This is a genomic window from Xaviernesmea oryzae, assembly GCF_900109605.1.
Taxonomy (GTDB): Bacteria; Pseudomonadota; Alphaproteobacteria; order Rhizobiales; family Rhizobiaceae; genus Xaviernesmea; species Xaviernesmea oryzae.
This window is the reverse complement of record NZ_FOAM01000018.1, coordinates 99,296-115,243: the sequence shown is the minus strand read 5'-3', so window position 1 is coordinate 115,243 and position 15,948 is coordinate 99,296. Positions and strand designations below refer to the sequence as shown.

At 64.2% G+C, this 15,948-nt stretch carries 13 protein-coding genes; all 13 read right to left on the bottom strand.

The window, feature by feature from the left end:
* A partial coding sequence (locus tag BMX61_RS19880) for a chemotaxis protein CheW (protein WP_170854985.1) occupies positions 1–284 on the bottom strand: 284 nt, incomplete at its 3' end.
* Positions 285–286: 2 nt separating this feature from the next.
* Positions 287–2,221 (bottom strand): methyl-accepting chemotaxis protein, encoded by a 1,935-nt coding sequence (locus BMX61_RS19875; RefSeq protein WP_234794754.1) that lies wholly within the window; start codon positions 2,219–2,221, stop codon positions 287–289.
* A gap of 56 nt (positions 2,222–2,277) precedes the next feature.
* Positions 2,278–3,981 carry a methyl-accepting chemotaxis protein gene (locus BMX61_RS19870; protein ID WP_075629682.1) on the bottom strand — a complete coding sequence of 568 codons (1,704 nt, stop codon included), beginning with the start codon at positions 3,979–3,981 and terminating at the stop codon, positions 2,278–2,280.
* Positions 3,982–4,836: 855 nt separating this feature from the next.
* Positions 4,837–6,216 (bottom strand): FAD-binding oxidoreductase, encoded by a 1,380-nt coding sequence (locus BMX61_RS19865; RefSeq protein WP_075629681.1) that lies wholly within the window; start codon positions 6,214–6,216, stop codon positions 4,837–4,839.
* Positions 6,217–6,324: 108 nt separating this feature from the next.
* Positions 6,325–6,927, bottom strand: coding sequence for a 2-hydroxychromene-2-carboxylate isomerase (locus tag BMX61_RS19860; RefSeq protein WP_075629680.1), 603 nt, complete (start codon positions 6,925–6,927; stop codon positions 6,325–6,327).
* Entirely contained in the window at positions 6,924–7,490 is a 567-nt protein-coding gene (locus BMX61_RS19855) for a TetR/AcrR family transcriptional regulator (RefSeq protein WP_075629679.1), read from the bottom strand. The genes BMX61_RS19860 and BMX61_RS19855 overlap by 4 nt, the downstream gene beginning before the upstream one ends.
* Before the next feature lie 75 nt (positions 7,491–7,565).
* Positions 7,566–8,540 (bottom strand): ketopantoate reductase family protein, encoded by a 975-nt coding sequence (locus tag BMX61_RS19850; RefSeq protein ID WP_075629678.1) that lies wholly within the window; start codon positions 8,538–8,540, stop codon positions 7,566–7,568.
* Positions 8,541–8,632: 92 nt separating this feature from the next.
* Entirely contained in the window at positions 8,633–9,895 is a 1,263-nt protein-coding gene (locus BMX61_RS19845) for an acyl-CoA dehydrogenase family protein (protein ID WP_075629677.1), read from the bottom strand.
* 127 nt (positions 9,896–10,022) lie between these two features.
* Positions 10,023–11,123: an LLM class flavin-dependent oxidoreductase gene (locus BMX61_RS19840; protein ID WP_075629676.1), complete on the bottom strand. Its 1,101-nt coding sequence runs from the start codon at positions 11,121–11,123 to the stop codon at positions 10,023–10,025.
* 169 nt (positions 11,124–11,292) lie between these two features.
* Positions 11,293–12,381, bottom strand: a complete 1,089-nt coding sequence (locus BMX61_RS19835; RefSeq protein WP_075629675.1) for an LLM class flavin-dependent oxidoreductase — start codon at positions 12,379–12,381, stop codon at positions 11,293–11,295.
* Positions 12,378–14,129: an ABC transporter ATP-binding protein gene (locus BMX61_RS19830; RefSeq protein ID WP_075629674.1), complete on the bottom strand. Its 1,752-nt coding sequence runs from the start codon at positions 14,127–14,129 to the stop codon at positions 12,378–12,380. The genes BMX61_RS19835 and BMX61_RS19830 overlap by 4 nt, the downstream gene beginning before the upstream one ends.
* The gene (locus BMX61_RS19825) at positions 14,108–14,947 is read right to left on the bottom strand and encodes an ABC transporter permease (RefSeq protein ID WP_075629673.1); all 840 of its coding nucleotides are present in this window, start codon (positions 14,945–14,947) and stop codon (positions 14,108–14,110) included. The genes BMX61_RS19830 and BMX61_RS19825 overlap by 22 nt, the downstream gene beginning before the upstream one ends.
* Positions 14,944–15,945, bottom strand: coding sequence for an ABC transporter permease (locus BMX61_RS19820; protein WP_075629672.1), 1,002 nt, complete (start codon positions 15,943–15,945; stop codon positions 14,944–14,946). Before BMX61_RS19820 ends, BMX61_RS19825 begins: the two co-directional genes overlap by 4 nt.
* Positions 15,946–15,948 lie beyond the last annotated feature (3 nt).

The following is a 15,948-nucleotide window of genomic DNA, read 5'->3' as shown; positions in this document are numbered from 1 at the left end:
AGGCCCAGCGCCAGCATCTTGTCGGCGATGGGGATGTCGAGCACGAGGATGCGGGTGTGGGCGGTGCGCACGGTCTTGTCCATGCCGAGCCGGACGCGCAGATCGATGATCGGCACGCCCTGGCCGCGCACGTCACGCAGGCCGAGCAGATGCGGCGGCCCATGGGGAATGCGCGAGGGGTCCTCATAATCGAGGATTTCACGCACGACCCCGACCGGCACGGCAAAGATTTCCGCGTCGAGGCTGAAGGTGACGAACTGGGCTTCAACGGATGTCGGTGCCATGATCAAGCGCTCTCCCTGAAGTCATCGTCTTCGTCATCAGGGCCGCCCATGTCGAGCGCGAAGCCTTTGACGCGGGCCTGCTGGGCGCTGACGCTCTGGCGCGCAGGGGCCAGCTTCGGCTTTGCCGGCACGGCGGCCTGCGCCACTTTGCGGACAGTCGGGCGAACGGGCGCCTGGCGTGCTGCCGGCTGACGGCCATTGCTTTGTCCCTGCTCGACCCGGAAGAAGGAAATCGAGGCCTGCAGCTCTTCGGCCTGGGAGGCCAGCTCTTCGGAGGTCGAGGACATCTCTTCCGATGCCCCGGCATTCTGCTGGGTCACCTTGTCGAGCTGCTGGATCGCTTCGTTGATCTGCGAGGCGCCGATATCCTGCTCGCGGCATGCGGCCGAGATTTCCGAAACGAGTTCGGCGGTCTTGCGGATATCGGGCACCAGACGATTCAGCATCTCACCGGCCTCGGTCGCGACCTGAACGGTATCGCCGGAGAGCGCGGAGATTTCAGCGGCGGCCGCCTGAGAGCGTTCGGCCAGTTTGCGCACTTCCGAAGCGACGACGGCAAAGCCCTTGCCATGTTCGCCGGCGCGTGCAGCTTCCACTGCGGCATTGAGTGCGAGCAGGTCGGTCTGGCGCGCGATTTCCTGAACGATGGAGATCTTCTCGGCGATGGTGCGCATGGCGCCGACAGCGCGGTTGACGGCCTGGCCCGAGATCTCGGCATCCTTGGCGGACTGACGGGCGATTTTTTCGGTTTGGGCGGCGTTGTCGGCGTTCTGCTTGATGTTGGCGGCCATCTCTTCCATCGAGGCGGAGGCCTCTTCGGCCGAGGATGCCTGTTCGGTGGCGCCTTGCGAGACTTGTTCGGAGGCGGAGGAGAGTTCCTGGCTGCCGGAGGAGACGTTGTCGGATGCGGCCAAAGCGTCCGTCACGACGATGCGCAGGCGCTCGACCATGGCTTCCAGCGCGCGGCCGAGCATGTCCTTGTCGGACATCGGCGTGACGTTGACCGTCAGGTCGCCGCCGGCGATCTTGTCGGCGATCAGCGCCGTCTCGCGCAGATTGGTGACCATGACCGTGACATTGTTGGCGACCTGGCTGCTCAGCCCACCATAATCACGCTCAAGCTTGCGCGAGAGATCGCCCAATGCCACCGACTTCATCAGCTCGGAAATGTCGGTGAAAGCGGCTTCGACCGCTTGGGCCGTGCCCTGCATCACGCCGACTTCGTCGCGGCGGCCAGTTTCGATCGGCCGGGCGAGCTTTTCCAGCGCCTGGGCCACACGGCCGACGGGGCGCGCAATCGTCACTGTCATCAGGATGCCGATGCCGGCGCAAATCAGCGTGCTCAGGATCATGCTGCCGAGAATGACCTCGTTGATCAGGTCCAGCGCATTGTTCTGTGCTTCCTGGCGGGTCTTCAGAAGCGCGCTTTCCTCACCGATCACGTCGCCGACCAGCTTGCGCAGGCCGTCCATGGCTTCCTTGCCGGTGCCGGTAATTTCGATCTGTCGGCCCTCTTCGCGGGTCTGCGGATCCTGCATCAGGCGGATCGCCTTTTCCGCGACGTTCGTGCGCCAGCTCTCGGCAAGCTGCTTGATCTGATCCAGCCGCTGCTGCTGCTGCGGATTGTCCGCCGTCAGGCCCTTGGCGTCCGTCCAGGCTTTCTCGAAATCCGTTTGGCCGGCACGATAGGGATCGAGAAATTTCGCATCGTTCGACAGAAGAAAGCCGCGATAGCCGGTCTCCTGGTTGACCATTGCGAGGACGAGCTGGTTCGCATTGCCGATGACGGCCATCGTATGCGTGTTCCAGAAGGTCGTGTTCCTCACCTCTGACGACTTGGTGTAAATGATCGCATTGGCGAAGATCGTCGAGAGAATGATCAGCCCGAGGGAGATCATCAACTTCTTTGGAATGGAAATATTGTTGAAGAAGTTCACGTTTAGCTCCCCCTCGAGGTGCAGCGGTTCAACGGCCTGCCCCCAGGCCGACGGGTTTATGCGGATTGACGGAAATCGTCGTCTTCATCATCGGCGCCGCCCATGTCGAGCGCGAAGCCCTTCACACGGGCCTGTTGCGTGGCCACGCTCTGGCGCGCGGGTGCTGCCTTGGCGGCCGGCGCCTTTGCCCGGACAGGCGCCTTGGCGCGCGGCGCGGGCGCACGTGACGGAGCGGAATGCGCCGCTACAGCTTCGCCTTCGCCAACTTTGAAGAAGGAGATCGACGCCTGCAGCTCTTCGGCCTGTGCGGCGAGTTCTTCCGACGTGGCGGACATCTCTTCCGATGCCCCGGCATTCTGCTGGGTCACCTTGTCGAGCTGCTGGATCGCTTCGTTGATCTGCGAGGCACCGATGTCCTGCTCGCGGCAGGCGGCCGAGATTTCCGACACCAGCTCGGCGGTCTTGCGGATGTCGGGCACCAGACGGTTCAGCATATCGCCGGCCTCGGTCGCGACCTGAACGGTATCGCCGGAGAGCGCGGAGATTTCGGCGGCGGCGGCCTGTGAACGCTCGGCCAGTTTGCGCACTTCCGAAGCGACGACGGCAAAGCCCTTGCCATGTTCGCCGGCGCGTGCGGCTTCCACTGCGGCATTGAGTGCGAGCAGGTCGGTCTGGCGCGCGATTTCCTGAACGATGGAGATCTTCTCGGCGATGGTGCGCATGGCGCCGACGGCGCGATTGACGGCCTGGCCCGAGATCTCGGCATCCTTGGCGGATTGCCGGGCGATCTTCTCGGTCTGGGCGGCGTTGTCGGCGTTCTGCTTGATGTTGGCGGCCATCTCCTCCATCGACGCGGACGCCTCTTCGGCCGATGAGGCCTGTTCGGTCGCACCTTGCGAGACCTGCTCGGAAGCGGAGGAGAGTTCCTGGCTGCCGGAGGAGACGTTGTCGGATGCGGCCAGAGCGTCCGAGACGATGCCGCGCAGGCGGTCGATCATGTCGCGCACAGCGGCCAGAAGGCTTTCATCGTCGCCTGCGCGGGTGTTGACGTTCAAACGGAGGTCGCCAGCGGCCACCGTGCGGACGATCTCACGCACCCGATCCGGCTCGCCGCCAAGCGTGCGCAGGATGTCGCGGACGATGAAGGTGGCAATGGCGATGCCGAGCAGGATACAAAGGCCGATGCCGCTGAGCACCAGCAGGCGGGAGTTGCTGTAGATCGCGTCGGCTTCGGCACTCGCATCGGCGCCGCCCTTGCTGTTGTAATCGACCAGGTTCAGCAGCGCCTGAGAGGCGTCGTTATAAACCTTCAAGCCCTCGCCGTTGTAGATCGCCATGGCCTGGGCAGTGTCATTGCGTGCGGAATAGGCGAAGGCCTGGTCGTGCAGCTTCAGATAGCCGTCCCATTTGGCGCTGAAGGCCTCGAATAGCGAACGCTCTTCCTGTGCTGCGATCAGGTGTTGATAATCCTGACGGCCCTTGTCGATCTGGGCGCGCAGTTTCGCGACTTCGTCCGACCAGGTCTTCATGCCGGCCTCGTCCTGCGTGATGACATGCTGCAACTCGGCGGCGCGGAAGTCGGAGGTGGCCGTGTTCAGACGATCAGAGGCATCGACGCTCGGCATCCAATTGCCCGCGATCTCGCTCGACTTGTCGTTCACCGCGCTCAGCTGGACGAGTGCGAAGACGCCCAAAGCAGCAACGAGGATCAAAATAATGCCGAAGCCGGCGGCGAGTTTTGCCTTCAGGGACAGATTCATCGTGTTTCCTCAGTGCGTTCGAGTGTGACAGGGGTCACGCCGCCAATGACCGTGCTCCGCCCCTGCGGATGGCCCCAAGACCAAGCCTTTCGAGATCGGTACCGCGACGCCTGAAGAATCCGATGCTCGACCACGACAGTTTTAAACTGAGCGGCCATTTGGGGATCCATCTGGTCTGCACGTGCGTCCTTGTCGACTGAGACTCGCCTTGGCTGCAGTTTCATGGCTCACGATCCGGCGCGCGGCGGCACAATCGGTCGGCCAGGCGGCCAGCCGAGCACCGTGACGATGCCAGATTTAAAGGTGACAGCAACACAACGACATATTTGCCGGGCCGCGCGGCGTTTCACCTGATGCGGCAGAGCTCAAGACGTGTGGGAGAGCCAGATGATAGAAATCGCCCGTATCATGCGGGAAATTGGGCGGCTCTTCTAAAGGAGAAGCACCGCCACTTTCCGGATCTTCATCCGCGAACTTGGGCTCGATAAATTAATTTAGCGCTAATGTGCGACGGTAAGGCTTCGCCAAGCAGAAGAATTGCCCTCGTTCCCTCATTCTAAAACATAGGTGGATCAAGAAAAACGTTTCGAGAACGAGGTGAAAAACCGCTGCTTTCCTGCAATCATAGACTGGACAATTCGTGCGTTCTTCACGTTTCAGACATCTCTTTTCGTCAGCGCGCATATAAAACATGACAAACACGACATGGTTTTATCCGCTTTGCCACCATCCTCATACCCATACCCATGGCCAGCGGGCGCGTGGTGTAGACCGGAAACTGTCCGCCAACCGCAAACGCAGGGCATCGTGGTTTCGCCGTGGACACATTGGGTCTCGGGCAAACGCTGACATAGGTCAGGACAAGGGCAGCATCTTACCGGGGTTCATGATGCCGAGCGGGTCGATCGCCTGTTTGATCGTCGCCATCAGATCGACGGCGTCGCCATGCTCGGCACGAAGATAGGCGATCTTACCGGTGCCGATGCCATGCTCGCCCGTGCAGGTGCCGCCTAAAGCGATGGCCTTCAGCACCATCTGCTTGTTGACGGCTGCGACTTCGTCGAGCTCGCCCTGATGATGAGGATCGACCGCAAAGACGACGTGATAATTGCCGTCGCCGACATGACCGAGAATCACGGCCGGCACGCTGCAACCGGCGAGCAGGTGCCGCGTATGGCGAATACATTCGCTGAGAGCGGACACGGGCACGCAGACATCCGATGACCAGCCGCGCGCATTCTGGCGCCGGGAGACGATCGCGTAAAACGCATTGTGGCGCGCCTTCCACAGCCTGTTGCGCTCTTCCGGGGTGCTGGCCCAGGAAAAATCGTGGCCGCCATTGTCTTGCGCCAAGGCTTGGACCTGCGCGACCTGCTCGCGCACGCTTTCCGGCCCGCCGTGAAACTCGAAGGCCAACGTATCTGTCGTCGGAAGCGACAGGCCGGAATGCGCATTGACGGCCGCGATCAAGCCGGGATCCATGAATTCCATGCGGGCGACGGGAATGCCGAGCTGGACGACGGCAATGGCCGTGCCGATCGCCTGGTCGATGCTCGGAAAGGCGCAGAGCGCGGCCGAGATGGTTTCCGGCAGGCCGTATAGCCGCAAGGTGACCTCGGTGATGATGCCGAGCGTTCCCTCCGAGCCGACGAACAGCCGCGTGAGATCATAGCCGGCGGAGGATTTGCGCGCCCGCCCTCCGGTTCGGATGATCCTGCCATCCGGCAGCACCACCGTCAGCGACAGAACATTCTCGCGCATCGTGCCATAGCGCACGGCATTGGTGCCCGAGGCGCGGGTGGCCGCCATGCCGCCCAGCGTGGCATTGGCGCCGGGGTCGATGGGGAAGAACAGGCCTTGGTCGCGCAGCCAGGTATTCAGCTGCTCGCGCGTCACGCCCGCCTGAACCGTGCAGTCGAGATCCTCGGCACTGACGCGCAGGATCGCATTCATGCGCGACAGGTCTACCGAAACGCCACCACGGACCGCCGACAAATGCCCTTCCAGCGATGTGCCCGCGCCGAAGGCGATAACCGGCACGCGCTCTGCGGCGCAAAGGCGAACGATTTCCGAGACCTCTTCCGTGGTCTCGGCGAAGACCACGGCATCGGGTGGTGCCGAGGGGTGGTAGGATTCGCCTTGCCCGTGCTGGGCGCGTAAGGCCTCGGTGCGGCTGAAGCGATCGCCAAAGCGCGCCGATAGCGCCTGTGTCAGGGCCTCCGGCATAATGGTCATGGTGCAAATCTTTCGTAGCTGTGCTGTATGACGATGTGCAGCCGACGCTGAAACGCTTTGACTGGCGGCATCGGGCAATGACGGTCCGGTGTCATGCTTTCAGGCAGATCAGGCGATGAGCGGCTTACCGTCGAGATGCCGCTCGAGGAAGGGCAGACTGTCCTGCCCCCAGTAAAGCTCTCCCTCATAGCGAAAGGTCGGAATGCCGAAGACGCCAGCCTCCTTTGCCGCAGCATAATGGCTCCGTAGAATGGCGTCCACGTCAGGTTGGGCGGCGCGCGCCTCCAGCACTGGCGCATCGAAGCCGGTGGCAGCAAGCAGGCCGGCACGGTGCTCGGGCTGGCCAATGTCTTCCGCACGACCCCAGAAGGCCGATTGCAGCGCGCGCGTCAGCCCGATCCAGTCAAGCCCTTCCTGTTCTGCGGCAATCACCAGGCGGCCGGCAGGTGCGGCGTCGGCCAGGCCAGCGCGGTTTTCAAGCGCCAGAGGCTTGCCGCGCAGGGCGGCCCAGCGGCTAAGATCGCGATACCAATAAGCGCGCCGTGCCTCCGGCCGGTTGCGCGAATAGATCGCGCCGTTTTCCTCAATCAGCGAAATGATATGCGGCCTGACCGTCGCGCCCTGTCTTTCGGCGAGCTCCAGAAAAGCGTCGAAACCGATATAGGCCCAAGGTGAGCCGACGCTGAAGAAGTAATCAATGGTCCGGCTCATGCGGCACTCCGAAGGCATGCATTGTCAAAAACGGCCAGCGCACAATCGCGGGCGGTGAGAATGGCGTTTGGATCGCGATTGACGGCGACGGTAGCGAGCGCGCCCTCATAAAGCAGAGCCAGATGGGCGGCTGTCTGTTCCGGCGTGGTCAGCGCTCCAGCCACGGTGCTGCGAAAAATTTCGAAGACGGCCTGCTTGTGTCGACGCGCCACCTCGACCACACGCTCGGAATCGCCATGCTCGGCCACGGCGAGTGCGAAGGCACAGCCGCGAAAGTCCCGGCTCTCTGCCTTCTCATAGAGCCTTTGAAAAAGGGCGGCGATCTGATCGCGCGGTGCGTCGATTTCTTCAGCCACCTCGTGCAGCGCGGCGATCACGCGGTCATGGCGCTGCGTGAGGTAGGCGGCGACCAGATGATCCTTGGACGGGAAATGCCGGTAGAGCGTGGCCTTGGCGACGCTCGCTTCCTCGATGATCCTGTCAATGCCGATGGCGCGGATGCCTTCCCTGTAGAACAGGGCGCCAGCCACGGTGAGGATTTGCTCCGAGATGGGAATTCGCATGCTTGAGTCCGTCTTCATTCAAGGGCCTGCCAGAGTGCCTGTCACACCGGCGCGGCAGAGATGTGGATGCCGGTGTCAGGCCGGCAAAGCGAGGTTCAATGGGCGTGTGCCCGGCGCGGCGCCATCCCGCGCAAGGGTGGCCGCCGCCGCTTGCACGGCAGCGTTAAAAGGCGCGGCAAGTCCATGCAGGCGAGCCAGCCGCACGATCTCCCCATTGAGATAATCGACCTCGCTCGACGTTCCCCGCACGAAGCTCTGCCAGGTGGATTTTCCTCCCGCCTCGTCGCCGGTAATCTCCGCGATTCGCCAGGACGAAAGATCGACCCCGCGCTCCGATGGGTCGGCCGGATCGTGGCTTGCCGCCTGCAAAATGGAATGCGCCTCCGCCGCCAGCGCCTCCGCAGTTTTTGCATGAACTTCCGGCGGGTCGGAAAAAAGCTCTAATGCATTGCCGACATTATGGATGAGCTTGGCGGCTTTCCAGCGGCGAATATCGGCGCGCGCTTCGGCAAGATAGCCGGCGCGGTTCAGATCGGTGACGATGGCATGGGTGATCTCGTCCACGCCGTGCGGAAAGCGGCCGAGCGTGACCACGCCGACATGCGGCGTGCTCGCGACGGTGACTTCGCCGGTACGGGTATAACGTGCGGGGATCAGAATGCTTGCGGCATGAACGCTGTCGAACCGGCGCAGCACAATCTCCTCGGCCGCCAGCCCATTTTGAAAGGTGACGATCGGCAATGTGGCGGCAAGCCCGCCGCCCGGTATGTCCAGCCAGGCCCAATCCTGGCTTGTGGTCTCCACATCCTGTGTCTTGACCGTGAGAAGAAGGACGTCACCCGGTTTCAGCGCGGGCGGGGAGCTTTGATCGGCGGTTTTCAAGGCAAGCACGCGCGTGCCACCAGGCCTTCGATAGGTCAGCCCCTGCGCGGCAATATGAGCAATCTGCTCGCCACGGCCGACAAGAACATAATCAAGACCATGGCTCTCGAATTCAGCGGCCAGACTGGCGCCGACCGCACCGGCGCCGATGATGATGTAGCGTGTCATACTGACGGGCTTTCGAAGCAAGAGAAGGGGGGTGCCATTATGTGCGCTGGGCGCATCGGGGCTAAGGAAGAGCGTTGGTCGCCAGATGCGTATCAGCCGACGGATTCACGCTTTGTAGGCGCGGTGCGGTCGCCTCCGGGCCTGATTTGAGACAGCGACGGTAGTGGTTGGGCGGGTGACGCGACGTAGGGTGCCGGCGTGCTCGCGATCGCCTCTTCCGCTTTCCAGCGGTCGAAGGCGGCACGGCCGAGCAGGGCGATGGCGGTATCTTCCTGCGGCGCATGGACCAGAACCGCCTGGATATCGCGAAAATGGCGCTCCAGCCCGCATTCCGCGCCCAGGCCCGGGTTGCCCAGTCCGCGCACGGCGTTCTGCACCGCATCGCGCAGGTGCCGGCCGGCGAGCAACCGGGCGCGGATCAAAAGTTCGGCCGATGCGGCCGGCGCGTCCAGCGCATCGAAGATGATCTGCCGCGCGCTGCCGATCAGAAGATCGATCTCGCCCGACAGTGCCAGGATGCGCTCGGTCTGGGCAATCGGTCGGCCGAGATTGCTGGGAACCCGTTCGTGAACGAAGCGATTGAACGCAGCCTGCGCCGCTTCCGCCACGCCGACATAAAGCGCGGTCAGCGCAAGCGTGATGGCGGCGTGGCCGCGATTGTCCTGCTCTGCCACCCCGGCAGGCGTCAGGTCGATGACGTGGTCTTCCGGCACCTCGACATCGATGAATACGACATCATGCGAGCCGCTCGCCCGCATGCCGAGGCTGTTCCAGGTATCGATCACGGTGATACCGGGCAGACCATTGGCGACGACGAAGGTGCCGACGCGCGCCGAGACTTCGTCCGTATGCGCCCAAACGAGGAAATGCGTCAGGCCATGCGCCCCGGTAACGAAGCGCTTGCGCCCGGTGATCGACCAGCCATGCGTCGTGCGGCGCGCCCGCGTGGCCGGCAGGCCGCCGCGTGCGGGCGAACCGAGCTCGGGCTCGACACGCGCGGCATTGAGAAGCAGCGGTCCATGCTTTGCCTGTGCGAGCAGGTCCTTGTAGAGCGCCTCGGGCCAGTGCCCTTTGACCGCTTGGCCGAGATGCGTGAAGAGCGTCATCGCGCTGATCAGCGCCACCGAGGGGTCGCCCCGGCCAAGCTCGGCCAACAGGCGGGCCGTCTGCGCCAGGTTCGCGCCCGCACCGCCATAGCGCGTGGCCACCGTGCTTTCCAGAAGCCCGCTTTGATGAACGGCGCGCATTCCCGCCCAGGGAAAGGCCCCGCTTCGGTCGGCCTCCGGCGCCGCCTCGGCGAGAAGGCGTACGACCGCGCTGACGGCTTCGGCATTGGATGGTGTGGCGATGGACATGGGCGGGCCTTCTCAATCAGCGGCGCAGGATGCAAAGCGTGCACTGGAGCGTCCGCTTTGTATTTGGCTCGTTCGGCGGGGGCGCGGGAGCGCGTCAGCGGGCTGGCCGCGGCGGCGCTCAGGCGCTTCATGCGGCAGCCTTCCGGGCCTCTTCGCGTGCGCGAATGCCCTCGCGCACCAGCGGCAGGATGTACCGACCGTAATCCACGGCATCGTTGTAATTGTCATAGCCGCGGATGGAGATGAGATCGGCGCCGAGATCGATATAATCGAGAATGGAGTCGGCGATCGTGCGCGGCGAGCCGACCAGCGCCGTCGTCGCGCCGCTCGCATTGGTGGCGGTGACGGTCGGATACCAAAGCGCGCGGTCATGCACGTCGCCGCGGGCGGCGATTTCGAGCAGGCGCTGCGATCCGACATTGGCTGGCGGTGCCGCATTGATCGGCACGCGCGCCAGGCCTTTTTCGCGGTTTTCGTTCAACTGGTCGAGAACCCTGTAGGCCTTCTGCCAGGCAAGCTCGTCCGTCTCAGCGACGATCGGGCGGAACGTCACCCAGATGCGCGGCCGGTCGGCACGGCCGGCCTTAGCGGCTTCGGCATAAATCCGGTCGATCTGCTGGCGCGTCTCGGCAAGCGGCTCGCCCCAGAGGCCGAAAATATCGCAGAGACTGCCGCCGATCCGGTAGGCGGCGTCGGACGAACCACCGAGCGAAATCGGGATCAGCCCCTTGGTTGGCCGCACGGCGCTGCGGAACTGCTTGAACTGGTAGTATTTCCCGTTGAAGTCGAACGGCTCTGTCGATGTCCAGACTTGGCGCAGGATGCGGATATACTCCTCTTGGCGCTCGTAACGCTCTTCCTTGGTCAGGAAATCGCCTTCGCGCGCCTGTTCCTCGTCGCTGCCGCCGGCGATGAAATGCACCACCACGCGACCGCCGCTCAGCTGATCCAGCGTAGCGAGCGATTTGGCCGCGACCGTCGGATAGACCGTATTGGGCCGCAGTGCGACGATGATCTTGATCTGCTTGGTGTGTGACAGGATCGTCGCGCCGAGGGTGAAGGGGTCGAATGAGGCGGAGGAATAGGGGATCAGCGTGTAGTTGAAGCCGTAATCATCGAGCGCGCGGGCATAGCGCTCGAGAAATTGCGGATCGACGGGCGCATCGGGGAGGGGATGAAGATCGTTTGATGCATTGGCAAAGCTGGCGCTGATGAATTCGACCGGCATGGGTGCGTTCCTTTTGTCGGTGCCTGTTCCGTCTCCGGGATGGGATCAATCCGTGAGACTAGAAAGTGGGAAATGAAGAGAAAGGCAGGTCGTTCTTTTCGTTGCGAGTAAGAGAATAAGTTTCGCCGCTGCCCAGCCTATGCGCTTGAGGCAGGGCGGTCGGCTTCGGTCATCCGGGCGGCGTCCAAAGGAGATGCGGCGCGACCGTCTCGATGAAGGTGGTGAGCAGGCGGATGTTGTCCGAGACCCCGAAGGCGGGCGGCAGGAACAGGATCAGCTCGTCGGCCGCCGCCAGTCCGGGGTCGTTCAGCACCGCTTCCGTCACGGCCTCCGGCGTGCCGTGGAAGACAGGCGAAATCTGCGCTCCTTCGGGCTTGGTGATCGGTGTGGCCGGTTCCAGCGCGCCTCTGGGCCGTGAGGCGGCAATGCCTTGCGTGCGGCGCTCCAGATCGTAATGGGCATAAGTCTCACGCAGCGCGGGTGTCGTGGCGGGCAGGATGGACGCGGCAACAGCGACGGGCGGCGGCGGAGTGCCACGCAAGCGGCGCCAGGTGGCGCGATAGGCCTCGATCATCCGGGCCTGATAGGCGCCGAAGGATTCGCCGGCCTGATGATCGTGCTGCACCGTGCCGCAGATCAGGCCGATGCCGAGCTCGGCGGCCTGCATGGCCGAGCCGAGACTGGCCGCCCCCTGCCGGATCCGGGCGCGCAGCGTCGGGCTATGCGGGGTAACGCGGAGTGCGGTGCCGACCGGCGCACCCTGGCCAGGGCCATCGACAATATGCAGCGTTTCGCCTGCAATCGCGGATAGAAAGCGCTGCTGGCGCCGCCGCGCCTCGCTGCGCGCATCCGTTTCCACCGTGCCGAAGACGGCGTCGAAGGCGGCATTGGCGCCGGTGGAAATCGCAAGCTCCAGCCGGCCGCCGATCAGGAGATCGGTCGTGCCCGCCGCTTCCGCAAGCAGGATCGGATCCTGATAGCGCATGGGAATGACGGCCGAGCCGAGCGTGATCCGCCGCGTGTGCTGGCCGGCGGCAGCGAAAAAAGGCAGCGGCGAGGAGAGGTAATGATCGAAGTGGCGCTGATAGGCCCAGCCCGATTGATAGCCCATATCCTCCGCCGCCTTGAAGAGCGTAATGCCGTCACGCAGGCCCTGTGCCGGCCCATCCTGATCATTGAAGGAGACGCGTGTATTGAAACCGATCCGCAGCTTCGGCCGGAAAGCGGGATCGGGCGGAATCGAGGCAAGCGCGGTCATGCCAGCACCTCCACGCGCGCTGCCGCCCGACCCGGCTCAGTCTCAAGGGGCGTCAGGAGCGCGTTGCGCGATGCGCCGGAGGGGATTGAGGCAAGCAAGGTTCTTGTATAGGCCTCACGCGGCTGGTCGAAAATTTCAGCCACCCGCCCATCCTCAATGATCCGCCCGTGACGCATGACCGAGACGGTCTCAGCCAGCTGGCGCACCAGAGCGAGGTCGTGCGAGACGAAGAGATAGGTCAGCCCCAGCTCCGCCTGCAGCGACAGCAGCACCTCGACGATCTCGGCCTGAACGCTCACATCCAGCGCCGAAGTCGGCTCGTCCAGAACGATGACATCGGGCTTGAGCACCAGCGCGCGTGCGATCGCGACGCGCTGCCGCTGGCCGCCCGAGAGCGCGCCGGGGCGCCGGGACAGAAGATCCTCCGACAGCCGGACGCTGGCCAACGCCGCCCGCACGCGCTCATCGCGCTCCGCCCGCTCGCCGATCCCGAACCGGTCGAGCGGCTCTCGCACCAGACGCTCCACCGTCCAGGACGGATCGAGCGAGGTGAAGGGATTCTGGTAGACGAGCTGCAACTGGCGCCAGACTGCCCGCATCGATGTCCGGTCGCCGGCGCGAAGCCTGTGCCCGGCAATCGTGATCTCGCCCTCATCCGCCTGTTCGAGTCCGAGAAGCAGGCGGATCGTGGTGGTCTTGCCGGAGCCGGATTCGCCCACCAGCGCATGGGTCGTGCCGGCCGCGACCTTGAAGGACACATCATCGACTGCCGTGAGCGACCGCCCATCGACCAGGAAGCGCTTGGTCATGCCGCTGACGATGATCTTGTCGTGCCCGGCTGCAGTCTCCGCGCGCTGGCGTGCGGCCCGGTCTTTCAAGGGCCTGTAGCGATCGGGGTTGAGGGCCGGCACATCGCCTTGCAGCTTGCGGGCATAGGCCGAAGCCGGCGCGGCAAAGACGGCCGCCGTGCGTCCCTCTTCCTGAATCCGCCCGTCCTTCAGCACCACCAGCCTATCCGCCCGTTCGGCGGCAATGGCGAGGTCATGTGTGATGAGCAGCAGGGCGATATCGAGATCTTCGCGCAGGCGCGAAAGCAGGTCGAGAATGCGTTTCTGGATGGTCACGTCCAGGGCAGAGGTTGGCTCGTCCGCCACCAGAAGGGCCGGTCGCGGCAGCACGGCCAAGCCGATCAGTACGCGCTGAAGCATGCCGCCGGAAAGCTGGTGCGGATAGCTGTCAAAGACGCGCTGCGGCTGATCGAGCCCGACCTGCGCGAAGATATCGAGCACATGGGCCTTGCGCGCGGCCTTGTCATGCACCCCGCTGTCCAGACGTGCTGCGGCTTCCAGTGCTTGCGCGCCAATGGTGCGCACCGGGTTCAGGGCATGGCCTGGATCCTGCGGCACGAAGCCGATGGCGCGTCCGCGCAGAGGCCGGAAGCGGCGTTCGGGCAGGGACAGAACCTCTTGTCCCTCGAAAGCCACATGGCCGCTCGCACGTGCTTCGGCCGGCAGCAGGCGAAGGATTGCGCGGGCGATGGTCGATTTGCCGGAGCCGGACTCGCCGATCAGGGCAAGGCTGCGGCCGCGCTCCAGCCTGAAGCCGGCGTTCGAAACCACCTCCCTGCGACCATAGGCAACGCAGAGATCCGCGACATCCAAAAGAGGCGGGCGTGCGGTTTGATATCCCTGAAGCGGCGAGGACGGCGCACGCGAAAAGGCGGGGATCAGTCTGTCTTGCGGAGCCATCGGCTTATCCTGTTCACAGAGAGGACGGTCGCGATCGTGACGAGGGCAGGCGCGTAAACCAGCCAGGGCCATTTCAGGTAATTCTTGCCGGTTGCGATCAGCAGGCCCCAGTCGGAGGCGGGTGGCGGATCGCCATAGCCAAGAAAGGCGAGACCAGCGATGACGAGGATCGACAGGCCGAAATGCAGCACGGCGAGCGGCAGGACCGAGCGCGAGGCATTGGGCAACACATGGCGCAGGAGAATGTGCCAGCGCGAGCCGCCTGCCAGGAAGGCCGCCTCGACGAAGGTGGCTTGCCGCGTCTTGATCACTTCCGCGCGCATGACCCGGGCAAACACCGCCACCTCCCAGATACCGGTGGCCACCGCGGCGTTCAGCGTGTGGAAGCCGAGCGCGGTGACGATGATGACCGCCAGCAAAAAGCGCGGGATCGCCAGGAGGATATCGACCAGCCGCGCCAGGACGATATCCGTCCAGCCGCCGAGGAACCCGGCTGCGAGGCCGATCAGCCCGCCGGCGAAGAGGCCGATGGCCACGGCGATGAAGGCGCTGCTGACCGAAGAGGCCGTGCCATGGACGACGCGGGCGTAGAGGTCGCGGCCTAGGTGATCGGTGCCGAACCAATGATCGAGGCTGGGCCCGAGAAGCTTTTGCGCCGGCACGCCGACCGCAGGATCGAAACCGGTGAACAGCCCGGGCGCGATCGACCAGCCGATCACCAGGGCGATGATGGCGAAGGCGAGGATGACGCCGGGCGGGATGCGGATGACCGCGCCGAGCCTGGACGATGTCTGGGTGGCAGAGAGAACATAGGTCATGCGGCGGCTCCCGGTGCCGCGGTCTCGACGGCTTTGGTGGGGCTTTGCCTGGCGGGGCCGATCAGCGTCACGCGCGGATCGAGCAGGGGATAGACGAGATCGGCCAGCAGATTGACGAGAACGAAGACGGCCGCTGCCAGCGATACGACGGCTTGGAGCACCGGCAGATCCTGCGTGGCGACCGAGCGCTGCACCAGGCTGCCGACGCCATTGCGCCCGAATACCGCTTCGGTAATCAGCGAGTCGCCCAGCAATTCGCCGAAGGAGAGGGCGACGACGGTGACGACGGGCAGCAGCGAAGGCTTGACCAGATGGCGGAAAAACAGCGCGGCTTGGCCAAGGCCCCGGCTGCGCGCAACCGCGGCATATTCCTGCCGGGCTTCCTGGTCGAGATTGGCGATCAGCACTTCGGCGATCCGGGCGGAAACCGGAATGCCGAGCGCAACGGCGGCAAAGAAGGTTGCCCAGGCGCTGTCAGGCTCGATCACCCTGAAGAGGCCGAGCTTGAAGCCGAAAACATGGATCAGCACCAGGCCGATGACGAAGCTCGGCACCGAGAGGAATAGCGAGGGAAAGCCGCGTAGCAGGCCCTGTCCCCAGCGCTTCGGCAAAAATTGCGTGCCATAGGCGATCAGCACGGCCAGTGTCAGTGCGACGGTCAGCGCCGACGTCGCAAGCGTCAGCGTCGAGGGCAGAACCTCGGCGATCATCGTGGTCACCGGCCGGCTGGAGCGCAGGGAGAGGCCGAGATCGCCGGTCAGAAAGCTTGATAGCGACGACCAGAGCTGCACCAGCACCGGCCGGTCCAGCCCTTGGGCGGCGATGATCGACTGAATCTCCTCCTCGCTGAAGCCGTTCTGCGGATTGCGCAGCACATTCGTCACCGGATCGCCCGGCAGGATGCTGACGACGATGAAGGTGAAGACATAGGCTAGCAGGATCACCACGGCCGCCTGGGCCAGGCGCTTGCCGGCAAAGCTCAGATAGGCATGTCGCATGAC